The following is a 17,530-nucleotide window of genomic DNA, read 5'->3' as shown; positions in this document are numbered from 1 at the left end:
ACCAGGTACGCACCTCCCGGCTCACCCGCGGCGGGTGGCGTCACCCGCCGCGGGCGGACGCGACGGTGGACGCGGGACCCGGCGCGACGGGCGCGACGGGCGAGCGGCGCGTGCGGGCAGCAGCGGTGCCGTGCGCACGAGGGCGGGTGAGCGGGATGACGACCACGCAGGCTCCGGCACGGGAGTGGTACGCGGCCACGGTGGCCCAGGTGAGCGAGGCGTTCGCCGTGGACCCGGCGCGCGGGCTGACCGCGCACGAGGCGGCGCAGCGGCTGGCCGCCTACGGCCCCAACGCGCTGGCGGCCGAGCGGCCGGAGCCCGCGTGGCGCGCGTTCGCCCGGCAGTACGCCGACCTGATGCAGCTGGTGCTGGTGGGTGCGGCGGTGGTGAGCGTCGTCGCCCTGCGGGACCTGTCGACCGGCCTCGTGGTGCTCGGCCTGACGGTGCTGAACGCGCTGATGGGGCTGCACCAGGAGGGCAAGGCCGCGCAGAGCGTCGCCGCCCTGCGCAAGATGCTGGTGATGACGGCCCGGGTCCGGCGCGACGGCGTGCTGCTGCAGGTGCCGGCGGAGGAGCTGGTGCCGGGCGACGTCGTCGGCTTCGAGGCGGGGGACAAGGTGCCGGCGGACGGCCGGCTGGTCGTCGCGGCGTCGCTGGAGATCGAGGAGGCCGGCCTGACGGGGGAGAGCACGCCGGTGCCGAAGTCCGTGCACCCGGTGCCCGGTACCGACGTGGCGCTCGGCGACCGCGTCTGCGTCGCGTACATGAACTCCCAGGTCACCCGCGGGCGTGGCGAGATGATCGTGACCGGGACGGGGATGGGGACCGAGGTCGGGCACATCTCCGGGATGCTGAGCGGCGTCGAGCAGGACGAGACCCCGCTCACCCGGCAGCTGGACCGGCTGACCGTCATCATCACGCTCATGGCGGCGGTGGCCCTGGTGGCGATCGTGCTGCTCGGCCTGGCGCGCGGCGAGGACTTCGACACGCTCTTCCTGGTCGGGATCAGCCTGGCGATCGCCGCGATCCCGACCGGGCTGCCCGCCGTCGTGACGATGCTGCTGTCGCTGGGCACGCGGGAGCTCGCGGACGCGGGCGCGATCGTCAAGCGGCTGCGCTCGGTGGAGACGCTCGGTGCGACGTCGGCCATCTGCTCGGACAAGACCGGCACCCTGACGCTGAACCAGATGACCGCGCGCCGGCTGGTGCTCGCGGGCCGCCGGTACGGCGTGGACGGCGAGGGGTACGCGACGACCGGCCGGATCCTCGCGACCGGCGGCGGTCCGGACGTGCGGCTGGAGCCGTTCCTGCTGCCGATGGCCCTGGCCAGCGACGCCGTGATCCGGGACGGGGCGTGCGTGGGGGACCCGACGGAGGGCGCGCTGGTCGTGCTCGCCGCCAAGGGCGGGCTGGACGTCGACGAGACGCGCCTGGCGTTCCCGCGCGTGGCGGAGGTGCCGTTCGACGCCGCGTACAAGCTGATGGCGACGTTCCACCGGGTGCAGGTCGACGGCCGCGTCGTGGTCCGGTGCTTCGTCAAGGGCGCGCCGGACGTGCTGCTCGCGCGGTCGGACCGGTACCGGGACGTGGACGGCTCGGCGAGACCGCTCGACGACGGCCGGTCCCGGGTGGTCGCCGAGAACGACGCGCTCGCCGGCGAGGGCATGCGCGTGCTCGCCCTGGCCCAGCGGGACGTCGAACCCGCGGACCTCGAGCGCGGCGACCTGCTCGAGCTGGTCACCGGGCTGGAGCTGCTGGCCCTCGTGGGCATCGTGGACCCGCCCCGCCGGGAGGCGGGTGAGGCGATCGCCGCGTGCCGCCAGGCCGGCATCCGGGTCCGGATGATCACGGGGGACCACGCGACCACGGCCGCCGCCATCGCCGCGCAGCTCGGCATCGAGGGTCGCGCGCTCACCGGCGCCGAGTTCGCCGCGATGCCCGACGAGCGGCTGGAGGCGGAGATCGACAGCATCGGCGTCGTCGCGCGGGTCGCGCCCGAGGACAAGGTGCGCCTGGTCGACGTGCTGAAGCGCCGTGGCGAGGTCGTGGCCATGACCGGTGACGGCGTGAACGACGCGCCGGCCCTCACCCGGGCGGACATCGGCGTCGCGATGGGCATCACCGGCACGGAGGTGACCAAGGACGCCGCGGAGATGATCCTGACCGACGACAACTTCGCCACCATCGTCACGGCGGTGGAGCGCGGCCGCGGGCTCTACGACAACCTGATGAAGTACGTGCGGTTCCAGATGGTCGTGCTGGTCGGGTTCATCCTCACGTTCGTCGGCGCGGGCGTGTTCACGATCGCCGACGGGGTGCCGCTGTCGCCGCTGCAGATCCTCTGGGTCAACTTCGCGATCGACGTGGTGCTGGCGATCGGCCTCGGGTTCGACGCCGCCGGCGAGGGCCTCATGCGCCGGCGCCCGCGGTCGCCCGACGCCCCGGTGCTGGGCCGGGCGCTGGGCGCGCACCTGGGGCTGGACGGGCTGCTGATCGCGGTCGCCACCCTGCTGGTGGTCGCGTGGGCCGAGCCCCGGTACGGCCTGCTCGTCGCCACGACGATGGGGCTGACCACCGCCGCGCTCACGCACGTGGTCGCGGCGGCGACGTGGCGGGACCGGCGGCGCAGCGTCGTCAGCCACGAGACGGTCGCGAACGGCCGGTTCGTCACCCTGGTCCTGGTCGTGCTGGGGCTGACCGTCCTGGTGACGTCGCTGCCGATCCTGCAGCGCCTGTTCGGCACCACCGACCTGACCCCCGGGCAGTGGGGTGCGTGCCTGCTGGGCGCGGTGGGCTACCTGGTGTGCAGCGAGGTCGTGCGCGCCATTGCCAGGGCGGTCGACCGGTCGCGGGCATGACGACCCCCGCCGGCTCCGCGCCGGGCTCCCCGGGCCCGCCGGAGACGCTCGGGCGCACCGAGCGCCGGCTCGCCGTGCTGCTCGCCCTGGCGATGTTCGTGCTCGTGGTGGACACGTCCCTGATGAACGTGTCCATCTCGGCCGTGGTGCACGACCTGGGCACGACGGTGAGCGGGGTGCAGTCGGCGATCGCGCTCGAGGCGCTGGTCTCGGCCGCGTTCATCCTCGTCGGCAGCAAGGTCGGCGACCTGGTCGGCCGGAAGAAGGCGTACGTCGCGGGGCTGCTCGGCTACGCGGTCGGCGCGACCGCGATGACCTTCGCGCAGGGCCTCACCGCCGTGATCGTGCTGTGGGCCGTGGTCGGCGGGCTCGGCGCGTCGCTGCTGCTGCCGGCGATGCAGTCCCTGGTGCACGGCAACTTCGCCGGCGCCGCGCAGAAGCAGGTGTATGCCCTGGTCGGCGCCGCCGCCGCGGTGGCCGCCGCCGTGGGGCCGCTGCTCGGCGGGTTCATCACCACCTACCTGTCGTGGCGGGTGGCGTTCGCGCTCGAGGTGGTGGTGATCGCCGTCGTGCTGTCGGGCATCCGCCTGGTGCACGACGTGCCCTACACGGGTGCGCGGCGCGTGGACGGGGTGGGCGCCGTGCTGTCGGCGACCGGGATGGGCGGCATCGTGCTCGGCGTGCTCGCCTGGCAGGAGGGCGGCGAGCGCGTCGGCCTGCTGGTCGGCGTCGGCGTGCTGGCGCTGGTCGCCCTGGGCGGGTGGCTGGTGCGGCGGCAGCGGCGCGGCCGGGCCGTGCTGCTCGACCCGGACCTGTTCCGGTCCCCGCCGTTCCGGGTCGGCGTCTCCCAGCAGCTGCTGCAGCAGGTCGCCCTGGGCGGCGCGATGATCGCGCTGCCCATCTACCTGCAGATGGTGCTCGAGTACGACGCGATGGCCGCCGGCCTGTCCCTCGCGCCGCTGTCGCTGTCCATGTTCGCCACGGCGCTCGCGATGAGCCGGCGGCCCGGGCGGTGGCCGGTGCACCGGGTCGTGCTCGCCGGGTTCGGCCTGCTGGTCGTCGGGATCGCGGTCCTGCTGCCCGTGGTACCCCGCGCGGGGTCCGGCTGGGCGCTCGCACCGCCCCTGCTGGTGGCGGGCTGCGGGCTGGGCCTGCTGGTGTCGCAGCTGAACGACTACACCCTGTCCCCGGTGTCCCAGGAGCGGGTCAGCGAGGCCGCGGGCGTCAACTCCGCGGCGGGGTCGTTCGGGCTGTCCTTCGGCCTCGCGGTCGCCGGCGCGGTGCTGCTGGCGACCCTCAGCACGGGGTTCACCGCGCAGGCCCGGGACAGCGACGTGCTGAGCCCCGCGGACCAGGAGCGGGTGGCCCGCGCCCTGGACGAGGACGCCGAGCTCATGAGCACCTCCGCGCTCACGGCCCTGCTGGCCGACGAGCCGCCGGCGGCCGCCGCCGAGGTCGTGCGGATCAACGACGAGGTCCGGCCGCGCGCCCTGCAGGCGGCGCTGCTCGTCCCGCTGGTCGCCGGGCTGCTGGGCGTGGCGAACGTCCTGCGGATGCGCCGGGCCGCCGCACCGGGCTGACGCGCTGCGGCGTCTCGCGCGGGCCCGCGCACGGCACGGCCCGCGCACGGCACGGCCCGCGCACGCCGTGCGGCGGACGCGGGCCGACGTGGCCACGGGTCAGGACGCCAGGATCCGCGCCTTCTGGGACTCGAACTCGGCGGGCGTCAGCACGCCCTGGTCCTTCAGCTCGGCCAGCTGGCGCAGCTGGTCCAGGCGCACGTCGACGGCTCCGCCCGCCGGTGCGGGCTGCGCGACGGGAGCCGGCGCGTACGCCATCTCCTGCTGCGCCTCCTGCTGGGCCCACCGCCCCTGCTGGCGGCGTTGCACCCGGCCGGACACCGCCGTGGCGGTCCCGGCGACGACGGCGGTCCTCGCGACTCCTCGCAGCAGTCCGGGCATGTCGGTCCTCCTCAGGTCTCGTGGGTGTGCGGGGTCAGCCCGCGTCGACCGCGTCGACCGCGTCCAGCGCGGCCAGCAGCGCCTGCACGGGGATGCGCCCGCTCGCGACGAGCTGCCCGCCGCCGCGCCGCAGCGCCGTGGCGAACGGCGCCGCCCAGGTGTTCTCGTAGACGAGGACGCCGGCAGCCGCCCCGGGTGCCAGCGCGGCGGCGGCCTCGGCCAGGTCGTCGTCGCCGAGCAGCCCGGAGGAGGCCCCCTCCAGCAGCGTCAGGTCGAAGTCGCCCGTCGCGTCCAGGTCCCGCAGCTCGAGGCCGGTGACCGTGCCGTCCTCGGCCTTGGTCACGAAGGCCAGGTCGAGCACCCGCACGATGCCGCGCTCCACCAGGTCCAGCAGCAGCGGGAACGCGGTCCCGTCCAGGCGGTTGTCGGGGAACTCGACGACCAGGTAGTCGACGGGCCCCATCTCCTGGATCTCCAGCTCGTCCGTCGTGGTGTCCACGCCCGCCCCCTCGCCGTCCCGCGGCCCGCCGACGGGCCGGGGACGCCCCGTGCGTCCCGACTCCACGGTGCTGCGCGCGGCCGGCCGGGGCATCACCCCCCGCGGGTGGTGGGCACCGGGGAGGGTGACGAGGCCCGGGTATACGTTGCCCGCATGGGGACACCGACCACGGAGCACCGCCTGCTGCGGCCGCCGCCCGCGCGGACGGTGCACCGGCCGGCGGTCGACCGGCTGCTCGACGCCGACGCGGACGACCGGCTCACCGTGGTGGCCGCGGGTGCCGGGTGGGGCAAGACGACCGCCGTGGCGTCCTGGGCCGCCGAGCAACCCGGCCCGGTCGCCTGGATCGCCCTCGAGCCCCGCGACGTCGTCCCGCAGGCCCTCGCCAGCCGGATCCTGGAGGCCCTGCGGGGGAGCGGCGCCGTCCCGCCGGACCACGACCTCGCCCGCCTGCGCGTGCCGCCCACCAGCACGCCCGGGTTCGTCACCCGGTGGGTGCGCGGGCTCGCCTCCCTGCCGGTCCCCGCCACCCTGGTCCTGGACGACCTCGACGTCGTCCGGCACCGCACCGTGGTCGGCTCGGTGCAGGACCTGCTCGCCGCCGACGTGCCGCTGCGCCTGGTGCTGCTCAGCCGCGCCGACCCGCCGCTCGACCACCGGGGGACCACCCGGGTGGCGGCGGAGGACCTCGCGTTCACCGCGGCGGACGTGCGGGCGCTCGCGGACCTCGAGGGCGCCGACATCTCACCGGAGCAGGCCCGGCACATCCTCGCGCGCACCCGCGGCTGGCCCACCGGCGTGCGGATCGCGATCGCCCGGCTCGCCCGGCGCGGGCACGACGACCCCGGGCCGGAGGAGGCGCTCGCGGACGACCGCGCGGTCGCCGCCTACCTGGTGGCCGAGGTGGTCGACCGGCAGCCGCCCGCCGTCCGGTCGTTCCTGCTGCGCTCGAGCGTGGTGCCGACCTTCAGCCCGGAGCTGGCGCGCGCCCTGAGCCCGAGCGCGCCGCCCGCGCGGCTGCACGACGCCCTCGCGGCGGCCCACGACTTCGTCGCGCCGGTGCGGGCCGACGGCGCGGCGCTGCGCTACCACCCGCTGCTGCGCGAGATCCTGCACGCGACGCTGCGGCTGCGCGACCCCGACGGGCACCAGGACGCCCACGCCTGCGCGGCACGGTGGCTCCTGCGGCACGGGGACCCCGTCGCCGCGCTCGACCACGCCACCGAGGCGGAGGAGTGGGACCTGCTGGGCCGGGTGCTCGCCGAGTCCGCGGCCCCGCTGCTGGTCGGCCCGGGGCGCGAGGCCGTCCGCGAGGCCCTGGTGCGGCTGCCGTACGAGGAGCTGCCGCCCGGTGCGTGGTCCGAGCTCTGCGCGGCGGCGCTCGCGCACGTCGACCGCGCCTACCCGGCGTGCCGGGCGCACCTGCGGCGGCTGCGGGTGCTCCTGGCGGCCGGGCCGTGGCCCGGGGCCACGGCGACCGACGACGCGGCCGCGCCCAGCGCCGCCGACGTGCTCACCGACCTGCTCGACGCCGCGTCGGCCCGCGGGACGGGCGACGTCCCGGCCCAGGAGCGCGCCGCGACCGCGGCCGTCGAGGCGCTCGGCCGGGTCGCGTGGCCGTTCCCGGCGTTCGGCGGCTACCTCCGCAGCGCGCACGAGCTGCGCGGGCACGCCCTGCTCTGGCAGGGCGACCTGGCCGGGGCGCGCCGCGAGCTGACCGCCTCCGTCGCAGCCGAGCCCGGGGTCGTCGACCTCACCTCGCTGAGCGCCCGCGCCGGGCTCGGCCTCGCTCACGCCGCCCTGGGACAGCTGGACGCGGCCGAGCGCGAGGCCCGGGCCGCCGTCGACCTCGCCGCCGGCTCGGGCTGGACGTCGTACTCCTACGTGCGCCCGGCCTACGCCGCGCTCGCGTGGGTGGCGCTGCTGCGGGGCCGGTGGACCGAGGCCGACCGCGCGGTCGCGTACGGGTTCGCGGCGTCGGACGCCGGGGCCGACCCCGTGAGCCTCGCGGCGCTGCACGCCGTGCAGGTGCTCGTGGCGCTGTCCCGCGGCCGGGTGCGCGCCGCCCAGGCGGCGTCCGAGGCGGGCCGCGCCCACGAGCCCCCGCCGGCGCTCGTCGCCGCCCTGCGGCTGCGCGGTCAGGTGGAGCTGGAGGTCGCGCCCGGCGGGGCGCCGGCGCTCGGCGCGGCACGGATCGCCTCCCCGCTGGACGCCCTGGTCGCCGGGCGGCTCTCGCTGGCCCGCGGCGACCTCGGGTCCGCACGTCGGCACGCCCGCGCGGCGGCGGGGTGGGCCGAGGACGTGCGCGACCCGCTGACCGAGACCGAGGCCCGGCTGCTGCTCGCCGAGGCCGCCGAGCAGCGGCACGGCGCCCGGTCCGCCGAGGACCTGGTCCGGCACGCCCTGGCCGTCGCCGGCCCGGAGCGGCTGGTCCGGCCGTTCGTCGTCGGGACCGGGCCGGGCACCCGCGCGGCGCTGGCCCGGGTGCTGCCCGGCCGCGTCGACCCGCTCGCCGCCGAGGTCGCCGGCCACCTGCGCGCACCCGTGCCCGTGCCGGAGCCCGACCCGCTGCCGAGCGCCCTCACCGGCCGCGAGCTCAGCGTGCTCGCCGCGCTGCCGACCATGGCCAGCAACGCGGAGATCGCCGACGAGCTGGTCGTGTCGGTCAACACCGTGAAGGCGCACCTCAAGTCGCTCTACCGCAAGCTCGGGGTCGCGACGCGCCGCGCCGCCGTGGCGCGCGGGCGGGAGCTGGGCCTGCTGCCCTGAGTACCGGGCCGCGCCACCGCCTCAGTGCAGCAGCGTGTACTTGAGCACGGCCATCGCCACGCCCAGCGCGCCGGTGGCGGCGGCCGCCACCAGCCGCGGGACGCCGCGCAGGCCCCCGGCGGTGCCCATCCGCCAGCCGACCAGGACCAGCAGGACCACGTTGGCGACCAGCGCGACGCGCACCCCGGTGCCGGTCGGCACGTCCAGCAGCGCCTCCACCAGCAGGACCGCTGCCGGCACCAGGCAGGCCGCGACCATCGGCAGGCCGTCCGCGAGCACCTCGCGGCGCTCGTCGGGACGCAGCCGCCGGCGTTCGTGCGTCCGCAACGCGATCCAGTGCGCGTACGACTCCGCCGCCCAGTACACGACCAGCGTCCCGGCGAGCACCAGCGCGAGCCGGCCGAGCCCGAGCTGCTCCGGCGCGGCGGCCAGCACCGACCCGGCGACGACCAGGCCGTACAGGTGGGAGGCGCGCCGCCGGACCGCCCGGGGCTGGGTCTGCCGGGCGGTCTGCGCGGCGCCGGGCTCCGCCGGCACGCCTCAGCCGAAGGTCTCGAGCAGCAGGTCGCGCTCCGCGTCGGTCAGGTTGGTGCTGACCAGCCGCGAGCCCAGCCCGTGGAACCGCTCGCCGAGCCGGTCCAGGTCGCCGTCCTGCGTGACGGTGAGCAGCAGGGAGGTGCCCTCGGTCGTCTCGTCGCGCAGCTTGACCAGGTCCTTCTCGTCGATGCCGACGCCCTCCACCGACTTCGCGACCGCCGCGATGCCCGCACCCGCGGCGGCACCGAGCAGCGGCACGAAGAACAGCCCGCCGACCAGGAACCCCCACAGCGCGCCCCAGCCCGCGGACCGCTTGCCCGCCTCGTGCCGGTGGTGCAGGTCCGGGCGCTTCGCACCGGGCGGCCACGACACGACGGCGGAGTCCACCACCGTCACGAGGCCGTCGGCCGCGGCGGCCTTGAGCGCGCCGAGCGCCTTCTCGGCCCCCTCGGGGGTCTCGAACTTCCATGCGGCGAACGTCGTCATCGTCGTCGTCCTTCCGTGCGGGTGCCGGGACGCCACTGTCCCGCCGCCGGGGCGCCGACCGGCTCACCCGCGTGGGGTGAGCGCGGCGCCGGGTCGCTTCGCGGGGGGTACGACGAAGGCCCCAGGTCGATGACCTGGGGCCTTGCTGGTGGGCGATACTGGGATCGAACCAGTGACCTCTTCCGTGTCAGGGAAGCGCGCTACCGCTGCGCCAATCGCCCGGGTACTACGAGGTGGAGATGGGATTCGAACCCACGTATACGGCTTTGCAGGCCGCTGCCTCGCCTCTCGGCCACTCCACCCTGAGACCTTCGTCCTCAGCGACCGATGAAGGTCGGCCGGGAGTGTCTGCCTCCGAGCGGACGACGGGATTCGAACCCGCGACCCTCACCTTGGCAAGGTGATGCTCTACCACTGAGCCACGTCCGCACGCCTCGTTCAGCCGGTTGTTACCCGGCGTTCCGCGGTGCGTTGAGAACATTAGCCGACGCCCGGCGCGGGCGTCCAATCGGCTCCGCGCAGGTCGGAGGACCCGCGCGATCACGCGGATCTTGGGCTATGGCGTCCCTGGTGAGGGCGTCTGCTGACTACGGTGACGGGGTGCCGAGCGACCCCACCGACCCGTCCGCGCCGCCGCCCCCGGCCCGCGGTGCGGCGAGCCCTGCCGGCGGCGTCGCGTGGTTCGCCGGACGGGTGCTCCGGGACCCGGTCGAGCACGTGCCGGACGTGGCGCGCGAGCCGTGGCGCCTGCGCGAGCCGGGGCACTGGGTGGTCGTGGGCGACTTCGACGGGCCGGTGCGGGCGTGGCGGTTCGCGCGTGCAGACGCCGACCCGACGCGCTCCGAGGCCGCCGGGAGCTGGCACGGCCCGGACCCGGCGTCCTGGGTGTCGTCGGTGGACGAGTCCGCGTACGTGCGCGGCGTCGAGGAGCTGCGTGCCGCCGTGCGCGAGGGCACCGTCTACCAGGCCAACCTCTGCCGGGTGCTCGAGGCGCCGCTGCCGGAGCTGCAGGGGCGCGAGCCCGACGCCCGCGCCCTCGGTGCGGCGCTGGCGGCGGACAACCCGGCCCCGTACGCCGGCGGCGTGCACGTCCCGGCCGGGGGAGCGGTCCCCGGGGTGTGGGTCGTCACGGCGTCGCCCGAGCTGTACCTGCGCGTCGAGGACGGCTGGGTGACCTCGGCCCCGATCAAGGGCACCGCCACGAGCGCCGCCGGGCTGTCCGACAAGGACCGCGCCGAGAACGTGATGATCACCGACCTGGTCCGCAACGACCTGCAGCGGGTCTGCGACCCCGGCACGGTGGAGGTGACCACGCTGCTCGGCGTGGAGGAGCACCCGGGGCTCGCGCACCTGGTCTCCACCGTCCGGGGCCGGCTGGCCGCCGGCGTCCGGGACGGCGCGGACCTGTGGGGCCGGCTGCTCGCCGCGACCTACCCGCCCGGGTCGGTGTCGGGCGCGCCGAAGTCGTCGGCGCTGGACCTGATCGCCCGGCTCGAGCCGGTGCCGCGCGGGCCGTACTGCGGCGCGGTCGGCTGGGTCGAGGTCGACGACGACGGCGGCGTGCGTGCCGAGCTCGCCGTCGGGATCCGGACGTTCGCGTGGCGGGACGGCGTCCTGCGGTTCGGCACCGGAGCGGGCATCACGTGGGGGAGCGACGCTGCCGCGGAGTGGCGCGAGACCGAGCTCAAGGCGCGCCGCCTGGTCGCGCTGGCGTCCGGCGTCCCGGTGGGAGACTGGCGCCCGTGACGACCGTGTGGGCCGGAGGCCGGCTGCGTGACGCCCGTGAGCCGGTCGTCACCGCGGTGGACCCGGGGCTCACGACCGGGTCCGGCCTGTTCGAGACGTGCGGGGTGGTCGGCGGGCGCGCTTTCGCGCTGACCCGGCACCTGGACCGGCTCGCCGCGTCGTCGCGGGCGCTGGGACTGCCGCCCGTCGACCTCGACGAGGTCCGCACCGCCGCGGCCGCGGTCGTCTCCGCCGAGGGTCCCGGGGCCGGGCGGGTCCGGATCACGGTCACGCCCGGGGCGCCGGACGACGGCGCCCCGGTGCTGCTGGTGACCGCCGGTCCGGCGCCCGTGCGCGGCCCGGTGCACGTGGTCCGGTCGGTCTGGGTGCGCAACGAGCGGTCCCCGCTCGCGGGGCACAAGTCGACGTCCTACGCGGCGGACGTGCTGGCCCTGGCGGCCGCCACCCGGGCCGGCGGCAACGAGGCGGTGCTCGCCAACACGCGCGGCGACCTCTGCGAGGGCACGGGGTCCAACGTGCTGGTCGAGCGGGACGGCGTGCTGCTGACCCCGGACCTGGCCTCGGGCTGCCTGCCCGGGGTGACCCGCGCCCTGGTGCTGGAGTGGGCGGCGGAGGCGGGGCTCCCCGTGCACGAGGCCACGCTGCCGTTCGCGGTGCTGGACGAGGTCGCCGCGGGGACCGCGCACCTCGCCCTCACCGGGTCGCTGCGCGGGGTCGCGGCGGTGCACGCGCTGGACGGCGCTCCCGTGGCGCCGGGGCCGCTCACGGCGGAGGTGGCGCGCCTGTTCACCGAGCGCGCGGGAGCCGACCCCGACCCGTGAGGGCCGCGGGCCGCCGAGGTCCGGGTCGTCAGGCGGTGAGCAGCGCGGCGATGAGCGCCGCGATCTCGCCCTCCATGCGGTCGCTCTCGGTGCCGAGCGCGACGAGCTGCTCCGTGGCCGTGAGGAACCGCTCGAGCGGCTCCGACGGCGAGGCGAGCAGCGCGCTGCCCTCGATCCCGGTCAGCGAGATCAGGGTGAACAGGGGGTCCTCGTCCCGCCACACCTGGACGTCCCCGCAGCCGGCGGGGTCCTCCGCGTCCGCGAGCATGCCCTGCAGCAGGAGCTCGCGGCCGAGCAGCCACACCGACGTGGACTGGGGGCTGGTGAACACGGCTCGCACCGTGTAGGGGTCACTCACGCGGTACGACAGCTCCGCGGTCACCGGCAGGACGCTGGCGTCGGAGCTGATGAGCTGCATGGCGACGGACTCGACGACGTCGTACGAGCGCTGGGCCACTGCATCCTCCTTCACACACATCACGCGAGAGGAACATCATGACAGCCGAAGTCCCAGGGGCCGAGGTCCCGCGCCGACTTTCACCCGGTAGGACCCCTCACGCCGGCGCCGGCGGTGCCGACAGCGGTGCCGCGCGCGGCCGCCTGGCCCGCCGATCCCGCTGGTGGAGCGGCCGTCGGCCTGCCGGCACCCCGGTCGGGGATGCCGATTTCTGGGTTGCCGCCCGGTTCGGGTAATGTCTTCCCCTGCCGGGCGATTGGCGCAGTGGTAGCGCGCTTCGTTCACACCGAAGAGGTCACTGGTTCGAACCCAGTATCGCCCACCCGAGCCGAAGGCCCCTCACCTGCGCAGCAGGCGGGGGGCCTTCGTCGTGTCACTCCCCGCGTGCCGCCGCGGTGACCGCACGGTCGACCCGGTCCAGCAGCGCGGCGAGCTGCGTCGGGCTGGTGGCGAAGTTCAGCCGCGCGAACGCCCGGGTGTCCACGTCGGTGTGCTGCCCGAACTCCGCGCCCGCGCTCAGCCGCGCCCGCCCGAGCCGCAGGACGTCGTCCGCCGGGTCGTCGGTGCGCAACGCGGTGCGGGACAGGTCGAGCCACGCCAGGTACGTCGCCTCCGGGGCGTGGAACCCGATCCCGGGGCGCGCGGCCGCCCACTCGACGATCCGGGCCCGGTTGCCGTGCAGGACGACCCGCAGGCGGTCGAGCCAGTCCTGCGACTCCCGCCAGGCCGCGACCGTCGCGATCCGTCCCAGGGTGCTCGGCGTGCCGAAGATGTCGAGGGGCTCCGCGTCGAGCCGGGCGCGGACGCCGGGGTGACCGACGTGCACCACGGCGCACCGCAGCCCCGCGATGTTGAACGACTTGGTCGCCGACGTGGTCGTGATCGTCCGGGCCGCGGCACCGGGGCCGAGCGACGCGAACGGCACGTGCTCGTGCCGGTCGTAGGTGAGGTCGGCGTGGATCTCGTCGGACAGCACGACCAGGTCGAGCTCGTCGGCCACGCCGGCCAGGGTCCGCAGCTCCGTTCGGGTGAGCACGCGTCCCGTCGGGTTGTGCGGGTTGACCAGGACGAGGAGCCGGACACCCGCGTCGCCGAGCCGGGTGGTGAGGCCGTCCGCCTGGAACGACCAGCCCGTGCCGTCGTCCACCATCGGCACGGGGACGATCCGCCGGCCGGCGCGCTCGATGGAGGCCAGGAACGGGGGGTAGCTCGGGACCAGGACCGCGACGCCGTCGCCGGGCTCGGTCGCCTGCTCCACGACCACCTGCAGGACCTGCAGCACGTCGGTGAGGACGCGGGTCCGGCCGGGTTCGGGGGACCAGCCGTAGCGGCTGCGCATCCGCTCCTCGAAGGCGAGCACCACGGGGTCGCCCTCCGGCCAGAACGGGTAGCCCAGGTCGCTGCGGGCGACCGCGTCGGCGACCCGGTCCCGCACGACCTGCGGTGCGGCGAAGTCCATGTCGGCCACCCACGCGGGCAGCGCGTCGTCGTCCACGGCCCCCCACTTGACCCCGGTTCCGGCCCGCAGCCGCGCGCTGTCGACCTCGAAGGCCGTGTCGTCGCCGATCACGCCCGCACCCCGGTCCCGGAGACGAGCAGGTCCCGGATCTGCTGCATCTGACCGTGGTGCTGGGCCAGCTCCTCGTAGACGTGCATGAGGGCGGCGCCCTGGGTCAGCTCGCGGTCGGGACCCTCGAACGCGGCCGGCGGCGACGAACGCAGCGGCGCACCGGGGTCGGCCGCCGCCACGTCCAGCGCCAGCTGCGCACGCACCGCCGCCGTCCGGGCGAGCAGCGGCGCGACCGGTCCCGTCGCCTCGAACTCGCCGTCCCGGTCGCGTTCGACGCGACGTCCGTCCACGAGCTGCCCGGCCCACGCCTCGACGACGCCGAGGCAGTGGGTCAGCAGGCCGTAGGGCGAGTTGGCGCCGGGCAGCGCAGGGCGCCGGCTGCTCAGCCCGTCGCCCAGGGCCGCCACGATCCCGGCCATGCCGTCGAGCGCGCGGTCGGCGAAGTAGCAGTACTCCTCGGTCGTGATCATGCGTGCCGCCTCTGCTGGTGCGTACCGGTGCGTCGTCACCGGTCTGACAGGTGACACGGTTGCGCACCCGTGCGTCACCGGTCAAGATGGTGACGTGTTCGTCTTCGTCAGCGGTGATCCCGCCCTCGACTTCGTCGGGACGCTCAAGTGGCGGCGCAGCGCCGAGCCGGAGGAGCTGCTGGTCGACCCCGGCGCGCTCGACGCGTGGTTCGTCGGGAGCGGGACGGTGACCAGCCCGCCGGGGAGCTCGGCAGCGGACCTGCACGCCGCACGCGCGCTGCGCGAGTCCGCCTACGGCCTCGTGGTCGCTGCCCTGCAGGGCCGCGCCGCCCGGGCGGAGGACGTCGCGGCGGTGAACCGGGCGGCGGCGGACCCGCCGGCCACGACGATGCTCGTCGACGGCGAGCGCGCGGCCTCGGGCACGGCGGCGCAGGCGCTCTCCTCGATCGCCCGCGCGGTGATCGAGGTCGTCGCGAGCGCGGACCCCGCCGAGCTCAAGGAGTGCGGCAGACCCGCGTGCACCCGGGTCTACCTGGATCGCTCCCGCGGGCACCGCCGGGCGTGGTGCGGCATGGAGGAGTGCGGCAACCGGGTCAAGGCCGCGGCGTACCGCGAGCGACGCAGGGCGCGCGCCGCGACGTGACGGCGGCGCCGGTGCGCGTGACGGGTCGGTAGCATCGCCTGAGGATCCCGCGCGTGAGGTGCGGGCCCGACCCGAGGAGACCATGCACGTGCCCGAGCTCATCACCCTCACCGTCGACGGCAGCAGCACCACGGCCGAGGCGGGGACGACGGGCACGGACCTGTTCTCCGCGCGCCGCGACGTCGTGGTCGTGCGCGTCGACGGCGAGCTGCGGGACCTGTCCCGCCCGCTGCCCGACGGCGCGGTCGTCGAGGCCGTCACCATCGACTCCCCGGACGGCCTGGCGGTCCTGCGGCACTCCGCCGCGCACGTGCTGGCGCAGGCGGTGCAGGAGGTCAACCCGAAGGCGAGGCTCGGCATCGGACCGCCGGTGACCGACGGCTTCTACTACGACTTCGACGTCGAGACCCCGTTCACCCCCGAGGACCTCAAGGCCCTCGAGAAGGTGATGTCCCGGATCGTCAAGGAGAACCAGACCTTCCGCCGGGTCGAGGTCTCCGACGACCAGGCGCGCGAGCTCGCGGCCGACGAGCCGTACAAGCTCGAGCTGATCGGCCTGAAGTCGACCGCCGACACCGCGGGCGAGGGCGCGTCCGTCGAGGTCGGCGCCGGCGGCCTGACCTACTACCAGAACGTGCGCGGCGCGGGCCGGGAGTCCGAGACCGTCGTGTGGCAGGACCTGTGCCGCGGCCCGCACGTGCCCAGCACCAAGGTGCTCGGCAACGGCTTCCAGCTGACCCGGACGGCCGCCGCGTACTGGCGCGGGTCCGAGAAGAACCCGCAGCTGCAGCGCGTCTACGGCACGGCGTGGCCGACCAAGGACGAGCTCAAGGCGTACCTGGAGCGGCTCGCTGAGGCCGAGCGCCGCGACCACCGCCGGCTCGGCACCGAGCTGGACCTGTTCTCGTTCCCGGACGAGATCGGCTCCGGCCTGGCGGTGTTCCACCCCAAGGGCGGCATCATCCGGATGGAGATGGAGGAGTACTCGCGGCGCAAGCACGTCGAGGCGGGCTACTCGTTCGTCAACTCCCCGCACATCACCAAGCAGCAGCTGTTCGAGATCTCCGGCCACCTCGACTGGTACGCGGACGGCATGTACCCGCCCATGCAGCTGGACGAGGAGCGCGACGCCGACGGCAACATCAAGCGCGCGGGGCAGAACTACTACCTCAAGCCGATGAACTGCCCGATGCACAACCTGATCTTCGACTCCCGGGGGCGCTCGTACCGCGAGCTGCCGCTGCGGCTGTTCGAGTTCGGCACGGTGTACCGGTACGAGAAGTCCGGCGTCGTGCACGGCCTGACCCGCGCCCGCGGCTTCACCCAGGACGACGCGCACATCTACTGCACCCGCGAGCAGATGAAGGGCGAGCTGACCAGCCTGCTCACCTTCGTGCTGGACCTGCTCAAGGACTACGGGCTCGACGACTTCTACCTGGAGCTGTCGACCCGCAACCCCGACAAGTCGGTGGGCGAGGACGCGGCCTGGGAGGAGGCGACCGAGACGCTCCGGCAGGTCGCCACCGAGTCCGGCCTCGAGCTGGTCCCGGACCCGGGCGGCGCCGCGTTCTACGGCCCGAAGATCTCGGTGCAGGCCAAGGACGCCATCGGCCGCACCTGGCAGATGTCGACCATCCAGCTCGACTTCAACCTGCCCGAGCGGTTCGACCTCGAGTACACCGGCGCCGACGGCACCCGCCAGCGTCCCGTGATGATCCACCGCGCGCTGTTCGGGTCGATCGAGCGGTTCTTCGCGGTGCTGACCGAGCACTACGCGGGCGCGTTCCCGGCCTGGCTGGCACCTGTCCAGGTACTCGCGGTCCCGGTCGCGGAGCCGTTCGAGCCGTACCTCGAGGACGTCGTCGCCCAGCTGCGCGCCCAGGGGATCCGTGCCGAGCTGGACCGGTCGAGCGACCGGTTCGGCAAGAAGATCCGCAACGCCAGCACCCAGAAGATCCCGTTCGTGCTGATCGCGGGCGGCGAGGACGCCGAGGCCGGCGCCGTGTCGTTCCGGTACCGCGACGGCCGGCAGGAGAACGGCGTGCCGGTGGCCGAGGCGGTGCAGCGCGTCGTCACGGCGGTGCGCGAGCACGCGCAGGTCTGAGCACGTGACGGAGCAGGACGTCCCGTCGGGGGCGGCGGCGGAGGACGCGGCCGCCCTCGCGGGCGTCCCCGACGGCTTCGGCCGGCTGTGGACCCCGCACCGGATGGCGTACATCGGCGGCGAGAACAAGCCGTCGGGGTCCGGCGCGGGTGACGGCTGCCCGTTCTGCCGGATCCCCGGGCTGTCCGACGAGGACGGCCTGGTCGTCGCGCGCGGCACCGTCGCGTACGTCGTGCTCAACCTGTACCCGTACAACGGCGGCCACGTCCTGGTGGTGCCGTACCGGCACGTCGCCGACTACACCGACCTGACCGACGCCGAGGTGGCCGAGGTCGCGGAGCTGACCCGCACCGCCATGCGCGTGCTGCGCGAGGTCAGCGGCCCGCACGGCTTCAACCTGGGGATGAACCAGGGCGACGTCGCGGGTGCCGGCATCGCCGCGCACCTGCACCAGCACGTCGTGCCCCGGTGGTCCGGGGACGCCAACTTCCTGCCGATCGTCGGCCGCACCCGGGCGCTGCCCGAGCTGCTGCACGACACGCGGGCCCGGCTCGCGGCCGCGTGGCCGGCGCGGCCCGACGTCGCCGCCGGCGACCAGAAGGGATGACC

The 17,530-nt window shown here is 75.5% G+C and carries 15 protein-coding genes and 4 tRNA genes; 9 read left to right on the top strand and 10 right to left on the bottom strand.

Annotation, left to right across the window (positions count from 1 at the left end):
• Positions 1-155: 155 nt before the first annotated feature.
• Both AC1050_RS02945 and AC1050_RS02940 read left to right on the top strand, forming a co-directional pair.
• On the top strand, positions 156-2,858 hold the full coding sequence (locus AC1050_RS02945; protein WP_482385882.1) for a cation-translocating P-type ATPase: 2,703 nt from the start codon (positions 156-158) through the stop codon (positions 2,856-2,858).
• Between the two features lie 92 nt (positions 2,859-2,950).
• A complete protein-coding gene (locus AC1050_RS02940) occupies positions 2,951-4,438 on the top strand; it encodes an MFS transporter (protein ID WP_482387227.1) in 1,488 nt (495 codons plus the stop codon).
• 99 nt (positions 4,439-4,537) lie between these two features.
• Here the strand turns inward: AC1050_RS02940 and AC1050_RS02935 are convergent, their stop codons facing one another.
• Positions 4,538-4,819 (bottom strand): SHOCT domain-containing protein, encoded by a 282-nt coding sequence (locus AC1050_RS02935; RefSeq protein ID WP_482385881.1) that lies wholly within the window; start codon positions 4,817-4,819, stop codon positions 4,538-4,540.
• Positions 4,820-4,853: 34 nt separating this feature from the next.
• A complete protein-coding gene (locus AC1050_RS02930) occupies positions 4,854-5,318 on the bottom strand; it encodes a DUF6325 family protein (protein ID WP_482385880.1) in 465 nt (154 codons plus the stop codon).
• 153 nt (positions 5,319-5,471) lie between these two features.
• Here AC1050_RS02930 and AC1050_RS02925 point away from each other — a divergent pair, with 153 nt between their 5' ends.
• On the top strand, positions 5,472-8,087 hold the full coding sequence (locus tag AC1050_RS02925; RefSeq protein ID WP_482385879.1) for a winged helix-turn-helix domain-containing protein: 2,616 nt from the start codon (positions 5,472-5,474) through the stop codon (positions 8,085-8,087).
• A 21-nt stretch (positions 8,088-8,108) separates the two neighbouring features.
• On the opposite strand, the gene AC1050_RS02920 is transcribed toward AC1050_RS02925, so the two are convergent.
• The 5 genes from AC1050_RS02920 to AC1050_RS02900 all read right to left on the bottom strand — a co-directional run bounded on the left by AC1050_RS02920 (position 8,109) and on the right by AC1050_RS02900 (position 9,539).
• Complete coding sequence (locus AC1050_RS02920; RefSeq protein ID WP_482385878.1) at positions 8,109-8,624, bottom strand: hypothetical protein; 516 nt, start codon at positions 8,622-8,624, stop codon at positions 8,109-8,111.
• 3 nt (positions 8,625-8,627) lie between these two features.
• Entirely contained in the window at positions 8,628-9,110 is a 483-nt protein-coding gene (locus AC1050_RS02915) for a DUF1269 domain-containing protein (RefSeq protein WP_482385877.1), read from the bottom strand.
• Between the two features lie 146 nt (positions 9,111-9,256).
• Positions 9,257-9,331: transfer RNA gene (locus tag AC1050_RS02910), tRNA-Val, on the bottom strand.
• A gap of 10 nt (positions 9,332-9,341) precedes the next feature.
• Positions 9,342-9,412, bottom strand: a tRNA-Cys gene (locus AC1050_RS02905).
• A gap of 55 nt (positions 9,413-9,467) precedes the next feature.
• Positions 9,468-9,539: transfer RNA gene (locus AC1050_RS02900), tRNA-Gly, on the bottom strand.
• A gap of 171 nt (positions 9,540-9,710) precedes the next feature.
• On the opposite strand from AC1050_RS02900, the gene AC1050_RS02895 reads away from it, so the two are divergent.
• Entirely contained in the window at positions 9,711-10,856 is a 1,146-nt protein-coding gene (locus AC1050_RS02895) for a chorismate-binding protein (protein ID WP_482385876.1), read from the top strand.
• Entirely contained in the window at positions 10,853-11,677 is an 825-nt protein-coding gene (locus AC1050_RS02890; protein ID WP_482385875.1) for an aminotransferase class IV, read from the top strand. Before AC1050_RS02895 ends, AC1050_RS02890 begins: the two co-directional genes overlap by 4 nt.
• A gap of 28 nt (positions 11,678-11,705) precedes the next feature.
• Here AC1050_RS02890 and AC1050_RS02885 read toward each other — a convergent pair whose 3' ends face one another.
• Positions 11,706-12,134, bottom strand: coding sequence for an SsgA family sporulation/cell division regulator (locus tag AC1050_RS02885; protein ID WP_454048475.1), 429 nt, complete (start codon positions 12,132-12,134; stop codon positions 11,706-11,708).
• Between the two features lie 250 nt (positions 12,135-12,384).
• Here AC1050_RS02885 and AC1050_RS02880 point away from each other — a divergent pair.
• Positions 12,385-12,456, top strand: a tRNA-Val gene (locus AC1050_RS02880).
• Between the two features lie 51 nt (positions 12,457-12,507).
• Here the strand turns inward: AC1050_RS02880 and AC1050_RS02875 are convergent.
• The gene (locus AC1050_RS02875) at positions 12,508-13,704 is read right to left on the bottom strand and encodes a MalY/PatB family protein (protein WP_482385874.1); all 1,197 of its coding nucleotides are present in this window, start codon (positions 13,702-13,704) and stop codon (positions 12,508-12,510) included.
• Positions 13,701-14,174: a mycothiol transferase gene (locus AC1050_RS02870; protein WP_482385873.1), complete on the bottom strand. Its 474-nt coding sequence runs from the start codon at positions 14,172-14,174 to the stop codon at positions 13,701-13,703. Before AC1050_RS02870 ends, AC1050_RS02875 begins: the two co-directional genes overlap by 4 nt.
• 94 nt (positions 14,175-14,268) lie before the next feature.
• Here AC1050_RS02870 and AC1050_RS02865 point away from each other — a divergent pair, with 94 nt between their 5' ends.
• From AC1050_RS02865 to AC1050_RS02855, 3 genes are all read left to right on the top strand, one after another.
• Positions 14,269-14,817 (top strand): CGNR zinc finger domain-containing protein, encoded by a 549-nt coding sequence (locus AC1050_RS02865; RefSeq protein ID WP_482385872.1) that lies wholly within the window; start codon positions 14,269-14,271, stop codon positions 14,815-14,817.
• 88 nt (positions 14,818-14,905) lie between these two features.
• Positions 14,906-16,921, top strand: a complete 2,016-nt coding sequence (gene thrS / locus AC1050_RS02860; protein WP_482385871.1) for a threonine--tRNA ligase — start codon at positions 14,906-14,908, stop codon at positions 16,919-16,921.
• A 4-nt stretch (positions 16,922-16,925) separates the two neighbouring features.
• The gene (locus AC1050_RS02855; protein WP_482385870.1) at positions 16,926-17,528 is read left to right on the top strand and encodes an HIT family protein; all 603 of its coding nucleotides are present in this window, start codon (positions 16,926-16,928) and stop codon (positions 17,526-17,528) included.
• Positions 17,529-17,530 lie beyond the last annotated feature (2 nt).

This window comes from Cellulomonas sp. NEAU-ZC6, assembly GCF_056844425.1.
This window is presented reverse-complemented; position numbering and strand designations above follow the sequence as displayed.